Source organism: Kibdelosporangium banguiense (genome assembly GCF_017876405.1).
GTDB classification, from domain to species: domain Bacteria; phylum Actinomycetota; class Actinomycetes; order Mycobacteriales; family Pseudonocardiaceae; genus Kibdelosporangium; species Kibdelosporangium banguiense.
In genome coordinates, this window is the sequence record NZ_JAGINW010000001.1 from 12626292 (window position 1) to 12643717 (window position 17426).

21 protein-coding genes are annotated in these 17426 nt (G+C 66.7%); 9 read left to right on the forward strand and 12 right to left on the reverse strand.

Annotation, left to right across the window (positions count from 1 at the left end; all coding sequences use genetic code 11):
- Positions 1-5: 5 nt before the first annotated feature.
- Positions 6-308 carry a winged helix-turn-helix transcriptional regulator gene (locus tag JOF56_RS56565; protein ID WP_245381266.1) on the reverse strand — a complete coding sequence of 101 codons (303 nt, stop codon included), beginning with the start codon at positions 306-308 and terminating at the stop codon, positions 6-8.
- Positions 309-407: 99 nt separating this feature from the next.
- On the opposite strand from JOF56_RS56565, the gene JOF56_RS60620 reads away from it, so the two are divergent.
- Positions 408-1151, forward strand: a complete 744-nt coding sequence (locus JOF56_RS60620; RefSeq protein WP_209647745.1) for a group II truncated hemoglobin — start codon at positions 408-410, stop codon at positions 1149-1151.
- On the opposite strand, the gene JOF56_RS59340 is transcribed toward JOF56_RS60620, so the two are convergent.
- From JOF56_RS59340 to JOF56_RS56585, 3 genes are read right to left on the reverse strand one after another with little or no spacing between them, the layout of a single operon-like run.
- Positions 1148-1744, reverse strand: coding sequence for a pentapeptide repeat-containing protein (locus JOF56_RS59340; protein ID WP_209647746.1), 597 nt, complete (start codon positions 1742-1744; stop codon positions 1148-1150). The genes JOF56_RS60620 and JOF56_RS59340 overlap by 4 nt on opposite strands.
- Positions 1741-2481 (reverse strand): aminoglycoside phosphotransferase family protein, encoded by a 741-nt coding sequence (locus tag JOF56_RS56580; protein ID WP_209647747.1) that lies wholly within the window; start codon positions 2479-2481, stop codon positions 1741-1743. Before JOF56_RS56580 ends, JOF56_RS59340 begins: the two co-directional genes overlap by 4 nt.
- On the reverse strand, positions 2478-2708 hold the full coding sequence (locus tag JOF56_RS56585; protein ID WP_209647748.1) for a helix-turn-helix domain-containing protein: 231 nt from the start codon (positions 2706-2708) through the stop codon (positions 2478-2480). The genes JOF56_RS56580 and JOF56_RS56585 overlap by 4 nt, the downstream gene beginning before the upstream one ends.
- A gap of 60 nt (positions 2709-2768) precedes the next feature.
- Between JOF56_RS56585 and map the strand changes: the two genes are divergently transcribed.
- The gene (map, locus tag JOF56_RS56590) at positions 2769-3536 is read left to right on the forward strand and encodes a type I methionyl aminopeptidase (protein WP_209647749.1); all 768 of its coding nucleotides are present in this window, start codon (positions 2769-2771) and stop codon (positions 3534-3536) included.
- 65 nt (positions 3537-3601) lie between these two features.
- On the opposite strand, the gene JOF56_RS56595 is transcribed toward map, so the two are convergent.
- Genes JOF56_RS56595 through JOF56_RS56605 form a run of 3 tightly spaced genes read right to left on the reverse strand, consistent with a single transcriptional unit; the run spans position 3602 to position 5946 of the window.
- Entirely contained in the window at positions 3602-4627 is a 1026-nt protein-coding gene (locus JOF56_RS56595) for a 6-phosphofructokinase (protein WP_209647750.1), read from the reverse strand.
- A gap of 48 nt (positions 4628-4675) precedes the next feature.
- The gene (locus tag JOF56_RS56600; protein ID WP_209647751.1) at positions 4676-5179 is read right to left on the reverse strand and encodes a polyadenylate-specific 3'-exoribonuclease AS; all 504 of its coding nucleotides are present in this window, start codon (positions 5177-5179) and stop codon (positions 4676-4678) included.
- Positions 5180-5199: 20 nt separating this feature from the next.
- The gene (locus JOF56_RS56605) at positions 5200-5946 is read right to left on the reverse strand and encodes a lysophospholipid acyltransferase family protein (RefSeq protein ID WP_209647752.1); all 747 of its coding nucleotides are present in this window, start codon (positions 5944-5946) and stop codon (positions 5200-5202) included.
- A gap of 151 nt (positions 5947-6097) precedes the next feature.
- Between JOF56_RS56605 and JOF56_RS56610 the strand changes: the two genes are divergently transcribed.
- A complete protein-coding gene (locus tag JOF56_RS56610; RefSeq protein ID WP_209647753.1) occupies positions 6098-6715 on the forward strand; it encodes a hypothetical protein in 618 nt (205 codons plus the stop codon).
- A gap of 134 nt (positions 6716-6849) precedes the next feature.
- Here JOF56_RS56610 and JOF56_RS56615 read toward each other — a convergent pair whose 3' ends face one another.
- Positions 6850-8649, reverse strand: a complete 1800-nt coding sequence (locus JOF56_RS56615; protein ID WP_209649107.1) for an AMP-dependent synthetase/ligase — start codon at positions 8647-8649, stop codon at positions 6850-6852.
- Between the two features lie 33 nt (positions 8650-8682).
- Between JOF56_RS56615 and JOF56_RS56620 the strand changes: the two genes are divergently transcribed.
- The 6 genes from JOF56_RS56620 to JOF56_RS56645 are packed head-to-tail and all read left to right on the forward strand — an operon-like array spanning position 8683 to position 12834.
- Entirely contained in the window at positions 8683-9063 is a 381-nt protein-coding gene (locus JOF56_RS56620) for a polyketide cyclase / dehydrase and lipid transport (protein WP_209647754.1), read from the forward strand.
- Positions 9064-9073: 10 nt separating this feature from the next.
- Positions 9074-9862 carry a metallophosphoesterase family protein gene (locus JOF56_RS56625; protein ID WP_209647755.1) on the forward strand — a complete coding sequence of 263 codons (789 nt, stop codon included), beginning with the start codon at positions 9074-9076 and terminating at the stop codon, positions 9860-9862.
- A gap of 23 nt (positions 9863-9885) precedes the next feature.
- Entirely contained in the window at positions 9886-10323 is a 438-nt protein-coding gene (locus JOF56_RS56630) for an SRPBCC family protein (RefSeq protein WP_209647756.1), read from the forward strand.
- Between the two features lie 8 nt (positions 10324-10331).
- Positions 10332-11510 carry an ArsA family ATPase gene (locus JOF56_RS56635; protein WP_209647757.1) on the forward strand — a complete coding sequence of 393 codons (1179 nt, stop codon included), beginning with the start codon at positions 10332-10334 and terminating at the stop codon, positions 11508-11510.
- Complete coding sequence (locus JOF56_RS56640) at positions 11507-11884, forward strand: hypothetical protein (RefSeq protein WP_209647758.1); 378 nt, start codon at positions 11507-11509, stop codon at positions 11882-11884. The genes JOF56_RS56635 and JOF56_RS56640 overlap by 4 nt, the downstream gene beginning before the upstream one ends.
- Positions 11878-12834, forward strand: coding sequence for an ROK family glucokinase (locus JOF56_RS56645; RefSeq protein WP_209647759.1), 957 nt, complete (start codon positions 11878-11880; stop codon positions 12832-12834). The genes JOF56_RS56640 and JOF56_RS56645 overlap by 7 nt, the downstream gene beginning before the upstream one ends.
- 292 nt (positions 12835-13126) lie before the next feature.
- On the opposite strand, the gene JOF56_RS56650 is transcribed toward JOF56_RS56645, so the two are convergent.
- The 4 genes from JOF56_RS56650 to JOF56_RS56665 all read right to left on the reverse strand — a co-directional run bounded on the left by JOF56_RS56650 (position 13127) and on the right by JOF56_RS56665 (position 17323).
- Entirely contained in the window at positions 13127-14281 is a 1155-nt protein-coding gene (locus JOF56_RS56650; RefSeq protein ID WP_209647760.1) for a glycosyltransferase family 4 protein, read from the reverse strand.
- A 9-nt stretch (positions 14282-14290) separates the two neighbouring features.
- The gene (locus JOF56_RS56655) at positions 14291-15625 is read right to left on the reverse strand and encodes a hypothetical protein (protein ID WP_209647761.1); all 1335 of its coding nucleotides are present in this window, start codon (positions 15623-15625) and stop codon (positions 14291-14293) included.
- 93 nt (positions 15626-15718) lie between these two features.
- The gene (locus JOF56_RS56660; RefSeq protein WP_245378825.1) at positions 15719-16798 is read right to left on the reverse strand and encodes an NlpC/P60 family protein; all 1080 of its coding nucleotides are present in this window, start codon (positions 16796-16798) and stop codon (positions 15719-15721) included.
- A gap of 366 nt (positions 16799-17164) precedes the next feature.
- Complete coding sequence (locus JOF56_RS56665; protein WP_372448352.1) at positions 17165-17323, reverse strand: hypothetical protein; 159 nt, start codon at positions 17321-17323, stop codon at positions 17165-17167.
- Positions 17324-17426 lie beyond the last annotated feature (103 nt).

Here is a 17426-nt window from a genome sequence, read left to right on the forward strand (position 1 = left end):
TAGATTTACCGGCGTGTTGCGGGTTCGATCTTCACGCCGTCCCTGGCCGCGCGGCGCTCGCCCCAGGCGTAGAGGGCCTGCAGGACGGGCCTGAGCTCGTCGTCGATCATCCGGTAAGTGACGACCGGCGGCACTTGCGAGTGAACTTCACGCTCGATGAGACCATCGGACTCGAGTTCACGCAGTCGCTGGGTGAGCATCTTCTCGGTGATGTCGGGCATCAGCCTGCGTAGCTCGCCGTAACGCAACGGGCCTTCTTTGAGGTGCGCCAGGACAACCACCGCCCACTTGCCGCCAATGGTGTCCATCGCCAGTTCCACAGGGCAGTAGTACCGCGTCCGTCGTACGCTCACGCACCACAAAGTACGTACTTGAGCCGGTGACGCCAAAGGTGGTCGACTGGACATGTGATCATCGAGTACATCCGTTACCGCGTCCCCGATGCCCAGGCCAAGGCGTTCGAGGAGGCGTACCGGCGGGCAGCCGTGTCGCTGCAGACCTCGCCTTTCTGCCATACCTACGATCTGGCGCGGTGCGAGGAGCAACCGGAGAGCTACATCCTGCGGATCACGTGGACCTCCACCGAGGACCATCTGCGGGGTTTCCGGGGCAGCCCGCAGTTCAAGGATTTCTTCGCCGAGATCAAGGACTACGTGTCCGGGATCGAGGAAATGCGGCACTACCAACCGGTTGATCTTGTGCCGTCGCTCTACGAATGGGCCGGCGGCGCCGAGGCGTTCGAGAAACTGTTCACCACGTTCTACGCGCATGTCGCCCAGGACCCGATCCTGGCCCCGGTTTTCGCGGGCATGAACCCGAATCACCCCAAGCATGTGGCCGCGTGGCTCGGCGAGGTCTTCGGCGGGCCGAAGACCTACTCGCAGCGGCACGGCGGCCATCGGCACATGATCTCCCGCCATCTCGGCAGGGCGCTCACCGAAACTCATCGGCACCGCTGGGTCGATCTGTTGATCGACACTGCGGACGAGGTCGGACTGCCGGCCGACGCGGAGTTCCGGTCGGCTTTCGCCGGCTATCTGGAATGGGGCACCCGAATGGCGTTGATGTTCTCGCAGCCCGGCGCCGAAGCGACCATGAGCGAACCAATGCCCAGCTGGGGCTGGGGTGAAGTACGGCCCTGGCCCCGTTAACGGACCTCCAGCCCAAGCGCTTGCGCGATCGTCATGGCCTGTTCGACACCGATGATCGCGCCTTTCAACTCGACTTCGTAGGGGTTGAACGCGGACAGATCGCTGCCGCGCAAGTCAGCCTGGCCGAATTTCACGCCACGCACTTGCGCGGCGGACAGGTCCACATTCACGAACTCTGATTTCTCACAGTTCGCACCGGACAGGTCCGCTTCCCGCATCCGCACCCGGTGGAATCGCGCATTGCGCAAGTCCAAACCGGACAGTGAAACGAAGGACCAGTCACCGCCGCTTACCCGCAACGGCCGGACTGTGCACTCTTTGAATGTGCTGCCGACGAGCTTGCATCCGTCGAACTCGGCGTCGAAGAAGTTGCAGCGCAGGAAAGTACAGCCGATGAAGGCCGCGCTGGCGTGCTTCGAGGCGTTGAACTTGACGTTGCCGAAGGCGCATTCCTGGAAGGTGCTGCCGCGGTTGACGACCTCGGTCAGATCCACTTCCTGGAAGGAGCATTTCGAGTACGCGCGTCCGTCGAATTCCTCGCCGTACCAGTCCTCGCCGTTGAACTTCTCGCCTTCGATCACGGTTTCGGTCACAACGGTGAACTTACCCAGGAGAACACCTGGCGCCACGCCTCGACCCGCTCGACATCCAGATTCGCCGCCCTGGCAAGGGCTTTGACCTGTGACGGCTCGGCGACCGCGTAGTCCATCGCGTCGAAGGCCCGTTCTCCCGCGCACGCCTTGGGATCGATCACCATCAGCTTGCCCCGGGCACCGTGGATGATGTTGTGGAAATGCAGATCCCCGTGCAGCAGAACGGTTTCCGGCTGGGATGCGACCAGCTCGTCACGCAGCTTGCGCGGTGATCCGATGTCCACACCGCGACGCTCGAACCGTTCGAAGATCTCCTCGGTGTAGCCGGCGAGTTCCCGCCGGGCCGCGGCCGGATCACCGGCAGCGTGCAGATCTCCCATCAGTTCAGCGAATTCCTCCGGCGGCGGCGTCTCGGTCACGAACGTGCCCGGCTCGATCGTCTCCATCAACACAGCGCCCGGCTCGGCGGAGAACACCATCGGCACGCGGCGGCTGTGCACGAACATCTGCATGATCTCGACCTGCTCGTCGAGGAAGTCCTCTTGCGGGGACAGCTTGAGCACGCCTGCGCCGCAGCGGATGGCTATCGAGGAATTCCCCGTCGGGTAGGGCTCTCCCACCTGCAGGTGCCAGCGATCGGCCAGGTCGGCGATCCGCGCGGGCAACTGGTCCACCCACGCGTTGACGTCCTCGCCGAACCGGCGTACCAGCCGGGCCCTGGCCGGTTGCAGATTCACCCCACGAGCTTATCCAGCGGAACATCAACAGCGCGCGCGATCGCGGCGACGGTGAAGAATGCCGGAGTCGGCACCCGGCCGTGTTCGATTTTGCGGAGGGTCTCCACGGAGATCCCCGCTGCCGCGGCGACCTCGACGGTCGTCCGGTCGGCACGTGCAGCCCGCAAAGCCTCGCCTAGCCGGACACCGCGTTCGCGGTCCTCGGGGGTGAGCGGTGGTCGCACCATGACGCAATAGTAATACTGTGATAAGAATACCGGGATAGTTATCCCGTACTGGAGAGCGTGATGGTTGAACTCAAGACACCGGCCGAACTGGAGCTGATGCGTGAAGCGGGCAAAGTGGTGGCCGCCGCGCTCGCCGCGACCAAACAAGCGGCCGCTCCCGGGGTGTCCCTGCGAGAGTTGGACACCATCGCAGCCGAAGTGATCGCGGCGCGTGGCGCCAAGTCGTCGTTCCTGCACTACCACCCGCATTTCGCGCCGACGCCGTTCCCGGGCGTGATCTGCGCGTCGGTCAACGACATGGTCGTGCACGGCATCCCGAACGACTATGAGCTGCAAGAAGGCGACCTGGTCAGCATCGACTGCGGGGCCCATGTCGCCGGATTCCACGGGGACTCGGCGATCAGCTTCACCATCGGCGAGCCCACCGAAGCCGACGCGGCCCTCATCGAGGTCACCCTGGAAGCCCTCAACGCCGGCATCGCCGCCGCACGCGTCGGCAACCGGCTGGGCGACGTGTCCAACGCCGTCGGCAAGATCGGCCGGGCAAAGGGCTACGGCCTGCTCGCGCACCACGGCGGCCACGGAGTCGGCCGCAAGATGCATGAGGAGCCGCACGTGCCCAACGAGGGCAAAGCCGGCCGAGGGCTGAAACTCAAGCCGGGACTCGTGATCGCGATCGAGCCGATGTTCATCGCCGGTGGCCGGGACGCCTATGTGACCGAGCCGGACGGCTGGGGCCTGCGCTCCTGCGACCGCACCCGCGCCGCCCACTGGGAGCACACCATCGCCATCACGCCCAACGGCCCCGTCGTGCTCACCGCGCCGTAAAGCTGTGCCCCCAAAGTGGCTTTCGGAGCGTTGGATGCTCCGAAAGCCACTTTGGGGGCGAAAACTCAGCCGAAGAAGACTTCGGCTTCCTCGTAGCGCTCGAGCGGGACGGTCTTGAGTTCCGCGGTGGCCTCAGACAGCTTGACGCGGACGATGTCGGTTCCGCGCAACGCGACCATCACACCGAAGTCGCCGTCGTGCACCGCGTCCACAGCGTGCAGACCGAACCGGGTCGCCAGGACACGGTCGTACGCCGTCGGCGTGCCGCCACGCTGCGTGTGGCCGAGCACCACGGCGCGGGACTCCTTGCCCGTACGCTGCGCGATCTCCTCAGCCAGCCACGTGCCGACGCCGCCCAGCCGGACGTGCCCGAACGCGTCCTTCTCACCGCTGGTGAGCACCTCAGCGCCGCCTTCCGGCACCGCGCCCTCGGCCACGACGATGATCGGCGCGTACTCGCGCTCGAACCGCCGCTCGACCCACTGCACGACCTTGTCCACGCTGAAGGGGCGCTCCGGCACCAGGATCACGTTCGCGCCACCTGCAAGACCCGAGTGCAGCGCGATCCAGCCTGCGTGCCGGCCCATGACCTCACAGACAAGTGCGCGGTGGTGCGACTCGGCCGTGGTGCGCAGCCGGTCGATCGACTCGGTCGCGATGTGCACCGCCGTGTCGAACCCGAACGTGTAGTCCGTCGCGCCCAGGTCGTTGTCGATCGTCTTCGGCACGCCGACCACGCCGACACCGTCGTCGGTCAGGCGCTTGGCCACACCGAGCGTGTCCTCGCCACCGATCGCGACGAGCGCGTCGATGCCCTGGTCGGCCAGGACCTTCTTGATCTTCTCGACGCCGCCGTCGACCTTGTACGGGTTGGTGCGCGACGAGCCGAGGATCGTGCCGCCCCGGGTGAGGATGTCTTCGACCTGGTCGAGCCCGATCGGCTTCGACTTACCTTCGAGTGGACCCTGCCAGCCGTTGCGGAAACCGACGATCTCCCAGCCGTGGGCCTCGATGCCTTTGCGGACCACGGCCCTGATCACCGCGTTCAGCCCAGGACAGTCGCCACCACCAGTGAGTACGCCTATACGCATGACAGAAAGGGTGTCACGAGCTGGATCGGTAAAGCAACCGGCCCCCGCTTAACGGACGGGAAACCCCCGGCGGAGCCGCTCGATCTCGATCACGTTCCAGCGCGCGAGGTTATGACGGGCGTCCGCGAGCGCGTCGTGCGCGTCGGTCGGGGGGTTCGGCAACTGCGGTTTGCCCACGTCCTCCCAGCGCTGACGCAGGTCACGCGTGAACCGCGGCAGCTGACGCGGCAACGCCGGCATCGCACCCCACAACTGCGCCAACGCGACATGGTCATACGCGGCGAACCACGCCCAGAGCTCGACGTTCTCGCCCTTCGGGCTGAGGAACGCCATCAGGTCCGCACGGATCTGTGCGCGGCTACGCCACGCCTTGTCGCCCGGCGAGGGCAGCTTGTCGAGCACGTTCTCGCGTACCCACTGACCGGCCTTGTCCGGGTCGAACTCGGTGGACACCGCGTAGAACTCTCTGCCGTCCTCGCAAATGACACCGATGGACACAAGATCGATGGTCACCCCATCTTCAATGAATTCGGTGTCGTAAAAAAATCGCACCCGGCAACCTTAGTTGCGGATCATCCGGCTTTGGTCTCGGGGATGCGGTCGGGCTCGCGCTGGGCCGGCACGCCGTCCGACGGCTGCGCGGTCTGCAGCTCCTTGACTTTCGCCGCGTACATGTCGACATACTCCTGGCCGGAGAGCTCCATCAGCGCGTACATCACCTCGTCGGTGATCGACCGCTCGACGAACCGGTCGCCGGACAGGCCCTCGTAGCGGGAGAAGTCCAGCGGCTCGCCGAACTTCACCCGGATCTTGGTCGGCTTCCACATCTTGGATCCGATCGGGTTGGCGATGTCAGTGCCGAACATGGCGACCGGGATGATCGGCACGCCCGCCTCGAGCGCGATCCGTGCCATGCCGGTCTTGCCCTTGTAGAGCCGGCCGTCGGGCGAACGTGTGCCCTCCGGGTAGATCCCCAGCAGGTTGCCTTCGCGAAGCAGCCGGATGCCGGTATCCAGCGCGGCCTGCGCGGCCGAGCCGCCGGTGCGGTCCATCGGGATCTGCCCCATGCCGGTCATGAACCACTTCTTGAAGGCGCCCTTGATGCCCTTCTCGGTGAAGTACTCCAGTTTGGCCGGGAACGTCACCCGCCGGCGCGGGATCACCAGCGGCATGAAGAACGAATCGGACACCGCGAGGTGGTTGCTGGCCAGGATGGCGCCGCCGGTCTTCGGGATGTTCTCCAGCCCCTCGGCCTCCGGACGGAAGAACAGCCGGAGAATCGGCCCTATCAGGACATTTTTCATGACGAAGTACAGCACCGTGTAGAGCGCCTCCTGCCCTGACTCCTCCGTGGCCCGCGCAACAGCCTACGAACAGTCGCCGGTCAGGCACAACGCGGCTGGTAGGGCATTGTCCGGGATAACAACGCGCAAAAGACCCCGAAGTTACTGGCCAACCGGGTGGTGGTCCGTGCGACGATGGCCCTACGAGGACCAAGACGAGGAGGAGTCGGGTGCGCTGCGAGCTCGTCGGGAGCGCGTCGTGAAGGGCGGGGCGGACGGACCGGAGGACGTCGACGCCGCGTTCGCTCAGATCGTCGCCGACCTGGAACGCGAAGGCCTCGGTTCGACGGTGTCGGCTGATCTCGACCTGGAACGCGACCCGCCCCAGGACCTGCCCGACGACGACGGCAAGGCAACGGACAAGGACCCGGACGACGACAAACCGGTCGCCCGCTCCACCAGAGCCGACCTGCTCGACGAACCAGACCTGCCCGAAATCTCCATGCCTGCGACAGCGGGCTGGCGCGGCCACGAAACCGAAATGGACTGGGCCTGGAGCACCGAGGACGACCACTACGTCCCGCCCGAGCCACCACCCCTGCCCAAGCCGAGCGCCCTGACGATCCTCGCCCTGGTCCTGATGCTGATAGCGCTCTTCCTACTGGTAGCGCCCAGCGTCATCGGCCTCGCCACCCGCGTGGCCACCCCCATCGCCCTGGTCTCAGCAGCCGTCGGCATAGGCCTGGTAGTCCTACGCATCCGCCAGAACAACCCACCCGGCGACGACAACGGCGCCCAGGTCTGACACAGCCTCCGGCCCCCTAGTCCTACCCCCTGACAAAACCGGCTCCCCAAGATCAATTCTCGCCCGGTTGTCCACAGCCGCCTTTGCTAATCTGGTCCCAGTGTCTTTTCCTCGCCAAGTGCCGACTGGGTCTGTCAGTGGCCGGTATAGAGGGATTCTATACGGTCGGCGTATTTTGTTGTGATTACTTCGCGGCGGAGTTTCAGGCTGGGGGTTATTTCGCCGCGTTCTTCGGTGAAGTCTTCGGGGAGGATTGCGAAGGTGCGGATTGATTCGGCGCGGGAGACCGCTTTGTTCGCGTCGTCTACTGCCTTCTGGAGTTCCGCGCGCAGGTCTGGGTCGTCCGCCAGATCTGCGGGGGTGGCGGTGGACGGTTTACTGCGCCGGGTTTTCCAGTGTGTGAAATAGTCTGTGTCGAGGGTGATCAGGACTCCGATGAAGGGTTTTCGGTCGCCTACCACCAGGCATTGGCTTATCAGGGGGTGTAGACGCAGCCTGTCTTCCAATACTGTGGGCGCTACGTTTTTTCCGCCCGCCGTTACTATTATTTCTTTTTTTCGGCCGGTGATCACGAGGAAGCCGTCGTCGTCGAGTGTGCCGAGGTCTCCGGTGTGCAGCCAGCCTTCTTGCAGGGATTCCTTGGTGGCGGCTTCGTTGTGCCAGTAGCCGCGGAACACCATGTCGCCGGACAACAGTACTTCTCCGTCGCCCGCGATTTGCACTGATGCGCCTGCGACTGGCCTGCCGACTGTGCCGACCTTGAAACCAGTGGATGTGTTCACCGCTATCGCTGCCGATGTCTCGGTCAGGCCGTAGCCTTCGAAAACTGGGACGCCGATTCCACGGAAGAAGTGGCCGAGCCGTTCCCCCAGTGGTGCTCCACCCGAGATTGCTGCCTCGCATCGGCCGCCGAGGGCGGTACGGAGTTTTCCATAGACTAGCCGGTCGGCGACCAGGTGCTTTGCTTTCAGGGCCAGGCTTGGACTGTCTGTCCGGCTGTATTCCAGCGCCAGCTCCTCGGCCGCGTCGAAGATTTTTCCTTTGCCTTCCGCGTGTGCTTTCTGCTTGGCGGAGTTGTAGACCTTCTCGAACACGCGCGGCACTGCCACCACGAATGTCGGCCGGAATGTGCCTAGGTCACGGACCAGGGTCTTGACGTCCGGCAGGTGCCCCAGCGTGGTCCGCGCGTAGACGCAGCAGATCGCGATCGCACGGGCGAACACGTGCGCGAGTGGCAGGAACACCAGCATCGAGTTGCCTGCCCGGAGCAACTGTGGGAACGCCTGGATGTCGGCCCTGACTTCGGCGAGCAGATTGCGGTGTGTCAGCTCGACGCCTTTGGGGCGTCCTGTCGTACCTGAGGTGTAGACGAGCGTCGCCGTCGAATCAGCACGCACTCCGCGGCGCAGTTCGTGCGTGGTGTCGTCGTCGACATCCGAGCCGAGTGCGGTCAGCTCGTCCACGGCCGGGGCCAGCTCAGGCCCCGCGTCCATCTGCCAGACCCGGGCCAGTTCGGGCAGGCGGTCCACCAGGCTGTCCACCAGTTCGTGGTGGGCGGCGGTTTCCACGACCAGTGCGCGGGCGCCGGAGTCGGCCAGGATCCATTCGACCTGCTCGGCCGACGAGGTCTCGTAGATCGGGACGGTCACGCAGCCCGCGGTCCAGATGGCGAAGTCCAGCAGTGACCACTCGTACCGTGTCTTGGACAGCAGCGCGACCCGGTCGCCTGGCCGGAGCCCGGAGGCGATCAGTCCTTTCGCGACAGCGAGCACGTGCGCGGCGAACTCGCGGGCGGTGACGTCCACCCATGAGCCGTCGATCTGACGCCGGAAGCTGACCGCGTCACCGAACCGGTCCGCGTTCGCCCAGATCATGTCGGTGAGGTTCTCTTCGCCGGTCACCGTGATCGTGGCCGGAGCACTGTATTCCCGCACGTCACGTGAACTTAGTACAGACCGCATGACACCATGCACCTTGTGCCTGCTGTGGACGTCGTCGACGAGACCTTCCTCGCCGTGCCCCCGCCCGTGGTCAAAGCCGCCTTCGCCGACCGGCGGGCGTGGCGTGGGTTCTGGCCGGATCTCACTCTTGAGGTGTACCTCGACCGGGGTGACGAAGGCCTGCGCTGGACTGTGCAGGGCGCGCTGACCGGGAGCATGGAGGTGTGGCTGGAGCCGATGCTGGACGGCACGCTCCTGCACTACTTCCTGCGCGCGGATCTGCCCCGGCCGGCGCAGCCGCGGCAGATCCAGCGGGAGATCAACCGCCGCCAGCGGGCGGCCAAGAGCATCGCCCTGGATCTCAAGACCGTCTTGGAGGATGGACGCCGCCCCGGCTGCCCGCCGTAAGGTAGGTCTGGTGCGGGTCCACGTGGTTTCCGATGTCCATGGCAATTCGGACGCTCTGGCAAGGGCCGGCGAAGGTGCCGACGCGCTGGTGGTCCTCGGCGATCTGATCGACTTCGTGGACTACCACGATCACAGCGGCGGCATTCTCGGCCGCGTGTTCGGCCCGGAGAAGGTCGCCAAGTTCGCGTATTTCCGGCGCAGCCGGATGCACGCCGAGCTGGCCGTGTTCGCCCGCGAGCTGTGGGCCAGCCTGGACAACGCGGCCGACGTCGTGCAGGAGGCGATCCTAGAGCAGTACGCCCGGCTGTTCGTGGCGATGACCGCGCCGACGTACGCCACGCCCGGCAATGTGGACGTGCCCGAACTGTGGTCGCAGTTCGCCAGGGACGACCTGACGATCCTGGACGGCGCCGTCGCGGAGATCGGCGGGCTGCGGTTCGGGTTCGTCGGCGGGGCGTTGCTGGCCCCGGGCGGCCGGGTCCGGCGGTCCGGCGTGTGGCTTCCCCACCTGCGTACCGAGGACGACTTCAACGCCGGTGTCGGCAAGCTCACCGATGTCGACGTGCTGTGCACGCACATCCCGCCGGCTGTGCCGGAACTCACCTATGACGTGGTCGCCCGTCGCGCGGAGCTGGGCTCGCGGGCGCTGCTGGAGTTGATCACCGAGCAACGGCCGCGGTGGTCGCTGTTCGGCCATGTGCACCAGCCGCTGGCTGCACGGATGCGAGTGGGCATGACCGATTGCATCAATGTCGGACATTTCCAGCGCACGCAGGTGCCGCACGTACTGCGGTGGTGAGCTGACCAGGTAGCCTGCCCGGCATGGCCGACGAGTCCACCCAGTCCATCACCGTTGAGGCAGACCCGGACACGATCATGGGCGTGATCGCGGACTTCCCCGCGTACCCGGAGTGGACCGGGGCGGTGAAAGAGGTCGAGATCATCGCCGAGGACGCCGACGGGCAGGCCGAACAGGTCCGGTTCGTGATCGACGCGGGCATGTTCAAGGACACCTACACCCTGGCGTACCAGTGGGCCGAGGACGGCCTGTCGGTGAGCTGGGACCTGGTCAAAGGCCAGATGCAGAAGTCGCAGCGGGGCCGTTACGCCCTGCAGCCGCAGGGCGACGCGACCAAGGTGACCTACACCCTGTCGGTGCAGCTGGCGGTCCCGATGATCGGGCTGTTCCGCCGCAAGGCCGAGAAAATGATCATGGACATCGCGCTGAAGGACCTCAAGCGCCGGGCCGAAGGGTTGTAGTCGGCGCCTTGCGGATCCTGCTGTTCACCGGAAAGGGCGGGGTGGGCAAGACCACCCTGGCCGCGGCCACCGCGGTAGCGCTGGCCGGGCGTGGGCGCGAGACACTCGTCGTGTCCACCGATCCCGCGCATTCGCTGGCGGACGCCTTCGGTGTCAGGCTTTCCGGTCAACCGTCCCCAGTGGACAGCAAGCTGCACGCGGCGCACGTGGACACCCGTGGCCTGGTCGATTCGGCCTGGGACGAGCTGCGTTCGCAGCTGCGAGCCGTGCTCGCCGGGGCCGGGGTGGACGAGCTGGACGCCGAGGAGCTGACGGTCGTTCCCGGCCTGGACGAGCTGCTGGCGCTGACCGAGGTGGCCCGGCTGGCGAAGACCGGCACCTGGGACGCGGTCGTCGTGGACTGCGGCCCGACCGCGGAAACGTTGCGGCTGCTGGCGTTGCCGGACGCGATCGCGACCTACCTGCAGCGGGCTTTCCCCGCGCGGTCGGTGCGCGGCATGGTCAGCGGGGTGGGCAAGCAGGGCTGGGCCGAGGCGATCAGCCGGCTCGCGTCCCATCTGACCGAACTCCGCGGGCTGCTGGCCGATCCGCAGGTGACCAGCGTGCGCCTGGTGCTCACGCCGGAACGGCTGGTGGTGGCCGAGAGCAAACGCACCCTGGCCGCGTTGGCGCTGCGGGACATCCGGGTCGACGGGATGATCGCCAACCGGCTCGTCCCCAAGGCCGGGATGCGGCGTGGCCCGGCAGCGACCTGGCTGCGCACCCGGCGCGGCGAGCAGGACGAAGTACTGACCGAGCTGCGGGCTTCGACGCCGATCGAGCTGCATGTGGTCGAGCACAGGGCTGCCGAGCCGGTCGGGCCGGAGGCCTTGGCCTCGTTGGCCGACGAGCTCTACGGCCGGTCAGACCCATTGACCTGCAACACTTCCCGGCCGCCTTCGCTGTTGCAGATAAGGCCGGAGGGAAACGGGTACGCATTGCGTGTGGCGATCCCGTTGACCGAGCAGTCCGATGTAGACCTCGCGCGAGTCGGCGACGACCTCGCGGTGACCGTCGACGGCATGCGCCGTTTGGTGCCGTTGCCCGCTGTATTGCGGCGTTATGAAGTCGCCGACGCCTCTGTCGACGCCGAAGGCCTGTTGCTGAAGTTCGCGCAGACCGTACGGTCTTCGGAGAGCCCGCTGTGAGCGCCGAACCGGGCACCCGGCTGCTTGAGGAGATCGTGTTGCTGCTGGACGCGGTGGCCGAACGCCTGGGCCCCGTGCTGGACCGAGTCGCAGCCGAGCACGACGGGCCGCCTGACAACTGTCCACTGTGTGCGGTCTCCGCATTGCTGCGCGGTGAGCCGAACGAGCTGGCCGCGGCCTCGCTTGATCGTGCCGCGGACATCGTGGCGCTGCTGCGGGCCGTGCTGGCCGACCGTTGGGAACCCGGTGTGCCGCATATGCCCGGATTCCGGCCCGCGCACCGGCCCGGCCGAGCGGGCGAGCCCAGCCGGGGCAACAATCGCAAGGTGGAACACATCAAGGTGCGCCCCGGTTTCGGCCCGCCCAGATGTTGACGGTCGGCGTCGACATCGGGGGAACGAGTGTGCGTGCCGGTGTCGTGGACAAACGGGGAACCATCCTGGACACCGCACGCATCGGCACTCCATCGGGTGCGGATGCGCTGAACGACGCCATCGTGTCGGTGGTCAGCTCCCTGTCCGAACGCCACCCGGTCTCCGCTGTCGGGCTGGCCGTGGCGGGTTTCGTGGCCACGGACCTCAAAACTGTGATGTTCGCCCCGCATCTGGCCTGGCGCCGGGCAGCCGTGGCCGACCGGATCTCCCGCAAGCTCGATCTGCCGGTGGTCCTGGAACACGACGCCAACGCCGCGGCCCTTGCCGAGTTCCGATACGGCGCGGCGCGGGGCGCGAAGGTGGCGGCGTTGATCGCGATCGGTACCGGGATCGGCGCGGGCCTGCTGCTGGACGGCAGGATCTTCCGCGGCGCCCACGGCGTTGCCCCTGAGCTTGGTCACCTGCGGATAGTCCCGGACGGCCGGCCTTGTTCCTGTGGGAAGTCGGGCTGCTGGGAACGCTATTGCAGCGGGACGGCACTGAGCACGACCGCGATCGAACTGCTGGCCAGCCACCCCGGCCAGTCCACTGTGCTGGCCCGTGAATCGGCGGGCGACGCCCGATCCATCACCGGCCGCAAGGTGGCCGGCGCGGCCCGGGACGGAGATCCCGTGGCACTGCGCGCGATGGCCGAACTGGCCCGCTGGCTGGGCGAGGGTCTTGCCCTGGTGGCCGACATCTACGACCCGGAAGTGATCGTCATCGCCGGTGGCGTCTCCGAGTCCGCTCCCTTGTTCCTGGACGACGCCCGCGAGTTCTACCGTGATGCGATCACCGGCGCCGGTTACCGCCCGCTCGCCCGCATCCGCACGGCTCAGCTGGGCGACGACGCAGGCCTGGTGGGCGCCGCGACCCTGGCTCGCGACGTCGCCAACGGCCGGACCGCCTAGTTCATCCCGCTTTTCCTTCAACACCGACAATCCAGGACCCGCGAAGTCCTTAATGCCACGATCGAGTGAACCTCCGAACACCTCTTTTCCGCTAATGTGAACACATGAGCGAAAAACAGCCGGCCCCTATGGCCCACACCCGACCGACAGCCATCCCCATCGAGCAGATGACCGCAGAGCAGTGCCTGGAAGGGTTGGCGGAAGCCGAAAGCACGATCGCCCACTACGCGGCACGGAACGCACGGCTGCTGACCCGGCTCCGCCAGTTGCGACCGCCTGATCCAGGCGGTACTCAGGCCCGGAAGGCCGAGAGCCGGGAAGGTTCGCCCGACAGCAAGGTCCCCAGCCTGCTTGCCAGAGTGTCCCAGCGCCAACGGGATGTCACCCAGTCACGGCCTGCCTGGCCCATGGCGGCGGCCGCGGTGGGGTCGGCGAGCAGACTTGCGACACGATCAGCCACTTGGGACACATTGGTTCCGTCGACGACGTGGCCGGTGATGCCTTCGCGGACGGTTTCGGGCGCACCGCCGGATTTACCGGCCACGACAGGCAGACCGCAGGCGGATGCCTCGAGGAAGACGATGCCCAGGCCTTCGACGTCCAGGCCGCGGGCCCGCGTGCGGCACGGCATGGCGAACACGTCTCCGGCGGCGTAGTGCGCCGGAAGTTCTTCCCACTCAACAGATCCGGTCAGCACCACATGGTCGGCGACATCGTTCTGCCTGGCCAGCTTGGCAAGCCGGTCGGCGTCGCGGCCGCCGCCGACCAGTAGCAGAGCGGCGTCCGGGACCTGGCGGCGGATCTCCGGCAGGGCTCGGATCAGAATGTCCTGTCCCTTGCGGGGAACCAGCCTCGACACACACACCACAGTCGGACGGTCGCTCAGGCCGTGCCGCTTACGAATCACGTCCCGGCCTGCCTGATCCGGCCGGTACACCGAAGTGTCCACACCGGAGGGGAGGTGCTCGAGTGCCGCGAACCGGCCGAAGGCCGCGGCGAAGCGGCCGCGGGTGTACTTGCTTACGTAGGTGACCACGTCCGTTGTCGACCCGATCCGGCGCAAAGCCTGACGGGACACCGGAAGCATCGACCAGCCGACTTCGTGACCGTGCGTGGACGCGACCACGCGGTGCGCTCCGGCGTCCCGCAAGGACGGTGCCAGCAAAGCAAGGGGGGCGGCCGCGCCGAACCACACAGTGGAGCAGGACTCCGCGGCGATGATCTCGCGGGCACGCTTGGCCACGTCCGGGGTCGGCAGCATCAGCGAGGTCGGGTGCCGGACCACACCGAACGGCTGGGCCGCGTCGAACTCGGCGGCGCCGGGCCATGCCGGGGCGTAGACGACCAGCTCGCCGACGGGCAGCCTGGTCGCCAGGGCCTGCAGGTATGCCTGGATGCCACCTGGGCGCGGCGGGAAGTCGTTGGTCACGAGAAGCGTGCGAGCCACCGGCGCACTCTATCCAAGCGTCTCGCGCAGATATTCGCGCCAGCCCGCGGTGAACTCCTCACGGTTGAGGCCGAGCACCGATCCCATCAGCCTGTCGATCTCCTCGCCGCCGACCCGGCCGGCTTTGGCCAGCACCCGGTACAACTCGATCAGCTTGGCCTCGCTACGCCGTTCGGCCACGAACCGGGCGATGGACAACGACTGCTGGTAGGCCAGGTCCAATGTCCGGCCCTGGCTGCGGAAGTCCTCATCCGGCGGTAGCCGCGACGGCGGGCCGGAGGCGATCATCTGGGCGTTGAGGTCGGGCGTGGCCTGGGCCAGCGGGATGCCGCTGTCCCGGTAACCGATGTAGTCGGCGAACCCTTCCAGCAGCCACATCGGCGATCCGTCTACTGTGGACCCGCGGGCGGCGATGTGGGTGAACTCGTGCCGCAGCACGATCTTCAGCGCGGCCACCGAAAGTGCGTCGGCTGTGGTCGCGCTCATGACCACCCGTTGTCCTTCGGCGGTGTTGCGTTCCACGTCCACCCGGTCGGCGACCGAGACCGCGACCACGGCGTCGACGGGGAAGTTCGGGCCGACCAGCGCCCGCATCTCCTCGGAGGTGTCCGGCAGCAGCACGACCACCTGCTGTGACCAGGCTGACCCCCACACATCGGTGACCTCCTGCACGGCCGAGTCCAGCTCGGACGCGATCCGCTTCGCCATCGTCGCCCGCGCAGGGTGGCTCATCACCAGGCCGCGACTGGTGGTGATGACCGAGCACGGCCCGAAGTCCCACGGGCCGCGCCATGTTCGCCTGCCCACTTCGAGCAGGTCGTTGTCCGACCGGATGAACCACAACCCAGCCCGCTTGACCAGCAGGTACCCCATCGGCCGGCTGGTCGGCAGCGGATCGGAGCCGCGCAACGCGTAGACCAACTCGATCTCCGGCGCCCACAGTTCCTCCGCGCCGGCCACGCCATGCAGCACTGCCGGGTCGATCGCACGCTGCGGCTGCAGGGTGTACGACCACTCACGCAGCGGCACACCGGCGAGGTTGGTGAACAGGTCCTGTTGGGCCTTGAGGAAGGCCGGATCCGCCTGCGGGTCGATGCTCGCGATGAACGCCTTCTCGTCGCGGCGCTGAAGCGCGTGCGCGCGATCGGCGAGCAGGGTGCGTACCGCGTCCGTGCGGGCCGAGGCAGGTGGCGCGATCGCGGCCTGGCTGGGCGGGCTTTGCTCCGGCGCGATGGTCTGCGCAGGTAAGGACTCTTTGCGGGTGAAGGGTGCCGAGACCAGTGTGAGGCCGCCGAGCAGCGCTATCGCTACTCCGGCGACCAGCAGGGCTCGCATCCGGGCCACGATCAGATCGTATGTCCCGTGAGGTGAAGACGCCGCCAACCCCTCGCGCCGGGGGCACGAGGGGTTGTCTGAGCTGCGGTGTTGTCCGGTGGGTCAGCCCACCACGCGCTTGGCGGCGAAGAAGTCCTTGCCACCCTTCTCCATCGGGACCGACATGACCGGAGTGCCCGAAGTGGACGCGTGCACGATCATGCCGTTGCCGATGTACATGGCAACGTGGTGGATCGACGACGCGCTGCTGCCGTAGAACAGCAGGTCACCAGGGATCAGGGCGTCCTTGGAGACCGGCTTGCCGACGCCGTACTGCGCACGGCTCGATCGCGGCAGGACGACGTTCGCCTGCTTGTACGCCCACGAGGTCAGGCCGGAGCAGTCGAAGCCGCCAGGAGCGGCACCGCCCCAGACGTACGGCTGGCCACGCATGCTCAGTGCGGCCTGCATGGCCGTACCGGCGGCACCGGGCGGGCCGAAGTACACGCCGTTGTCGGCGGGCGGGTTCAGCTTCGCCTTGTCGGCGGCGCTGAGCGTCCTGGCCGCACTTTCGACCTGCTTGATCTGGCTGGCCAGATCCTTCTTACGAGCCTCGATGTCGGCGGACAGCTTGGCTGCCGCGTCACGGGCCTCGGTGGCACGACGTTGTGCGTCAGCGGCCTTGGTGGCCGAGTCCGCGGCGGTGGTGACCGCCTTGTGCAGCTCGGTCAGCGCCTTGTTGTTGTCGGTCGCCAGCACGTTCAGGGCCGTGGAGCGGTCCAGGAAGTCCTGTGCGGAGGTTCCGGTGAGCAGGGCCGACAGCTTGTTGAACCGGGCACCACGGAACGAGGCGGAGCTCAGGTCCTCGACCTGGCCGCGGAACTCGTTCTCCTTGGCCTGCGCGGCGTCCTTGGACTTGCCGGCTTCGGCCAGCTCGGCGGTGGCCTTGTCCAGCTCGGCCTGCTTGGCGTTCTTGTCGTCGGTGGCCTTGAGGAAGTCCTCGTTGACCTTCTCCGCTTCCTCGCTGAGCTCGCGGTACTTCTTGAGCGCGTCCGATTCGGAGTTCTGGGCGGGGGGCTGCGCGATCGCCGGAGCTGGGGAGGTACTGACCATCGCGATGACGGCGGACGCTGTCAGTGCTCCACGCATGCCGCGCTTGAGTCGTTGCGACGCCACGTCGCGCGTGTCTCCTTCGTTCTCCATACCGCCGAGGGAAGGGACGTGAACTCAGGGCGCGGGGGCACCCTGAGGACGGTCGGCGATCGGAGTGGACACGCACTCAATGCCGACTGTTCTCCCAACCGGTGGGGTTTCCGGTTCAGCTCCCCGACGGGCTGACTCGGCGGCGATCTCGCGTCGTCGTCCATGATGGGCAACTGGTCGGCCGCGAGATCTCGGACAGGTTACGAAAGGACACGGCACGCGTCCAGCGGCCTGAGGAAAAAACTCACCGTGCTGACCGCTAAACCCCAATGGAGCAGTGCCGACAGCCCGGTGTGATCACAACAACACCCAGGTCACCACAGTGCGTTGCCGCTCATCGCCCAATGGGTACCGTTCGGCGCCCGGTCAGGCGACCTCGGGCGTATTCATGCGCGAGATGGGAATCAACCGCAACTTCGGGACCATTCCGGCACCCGCGAGCACATCGATGGCCCGCTGTTCGGAAGCGTCCAGTTCGACTGTGTTCTTCTCCAGGCACGGCGGCCCGAGCAGAACGCTGATCACACACTCCTGGCAAGCCTTGCCCCGCACTTCACAGCTGTCGCAGTCAACGACCATCTCCAGCTCCCAAGCCAGTCGTTCGATCGTATGTTCGATCGATTGAGGT

Excerpts from the sequence above, each read along its gene's own strand:
- JOF56_RS56630 (WP_209647756.1), top strand. The coding sequence starts at position 9,886 with ATGGCCGACGAGTCCACCCAGTCCATCACCGTTGAGGCAGACCCGGAC.
- JOF56_RS56620 (WP_209647754.1), top strand. The coding sequence starts at position 8,683 with ATGCACCTTGTGCCTGCTGTGGACGTCGTCGACGAGACCTTCCTCGCC.
- JOF56_RS56565 (WP_245381266.1), bottom strand. The coding sequence starts at position 308 with ATGGACACCATTGGCGGCAAGTGGGCGGTGGTTGTCCTGGCGCACCTC.
- JOF56_RS56660 (WP_245378825.1), bottom strand. The coding sequence starts at position 16,798 with ATGGAGAACGAAGGAGACACGCGCGACGTGGCGTCGCAACGACTCAAG.
- JOF56_RS56645 (WP_209647759.1), top strand. The coding sequence starts at position 11,878 with ATGTTGACGGTCGGCGTCGACATCGGGGGAACGAGTGTGCGTGCCGGT.
- JOF56_RS56595 (WP_209647750.1), bottom strand. The coding sequence starts at position 4,627 with ATGCGTATAGGCGTACTCACTGGTGGTGGCGACTGTCCTGGGCTGAAC.
- JOF56_RS56585 (WP_209647748.1), bottom strand. The coding sequence starts at position 2,708 with ATGGTGCGACCACCGCTCACCCCCGAGGACCGCGAACGCGGTGTCCGG.
- map (WP_209647749.1), top strand. The coding sequence starts at position 2,769 with ATGGTTGAACTCAAGACACCGGCCGAACTGGAGCTGATGCGTGAAGCG.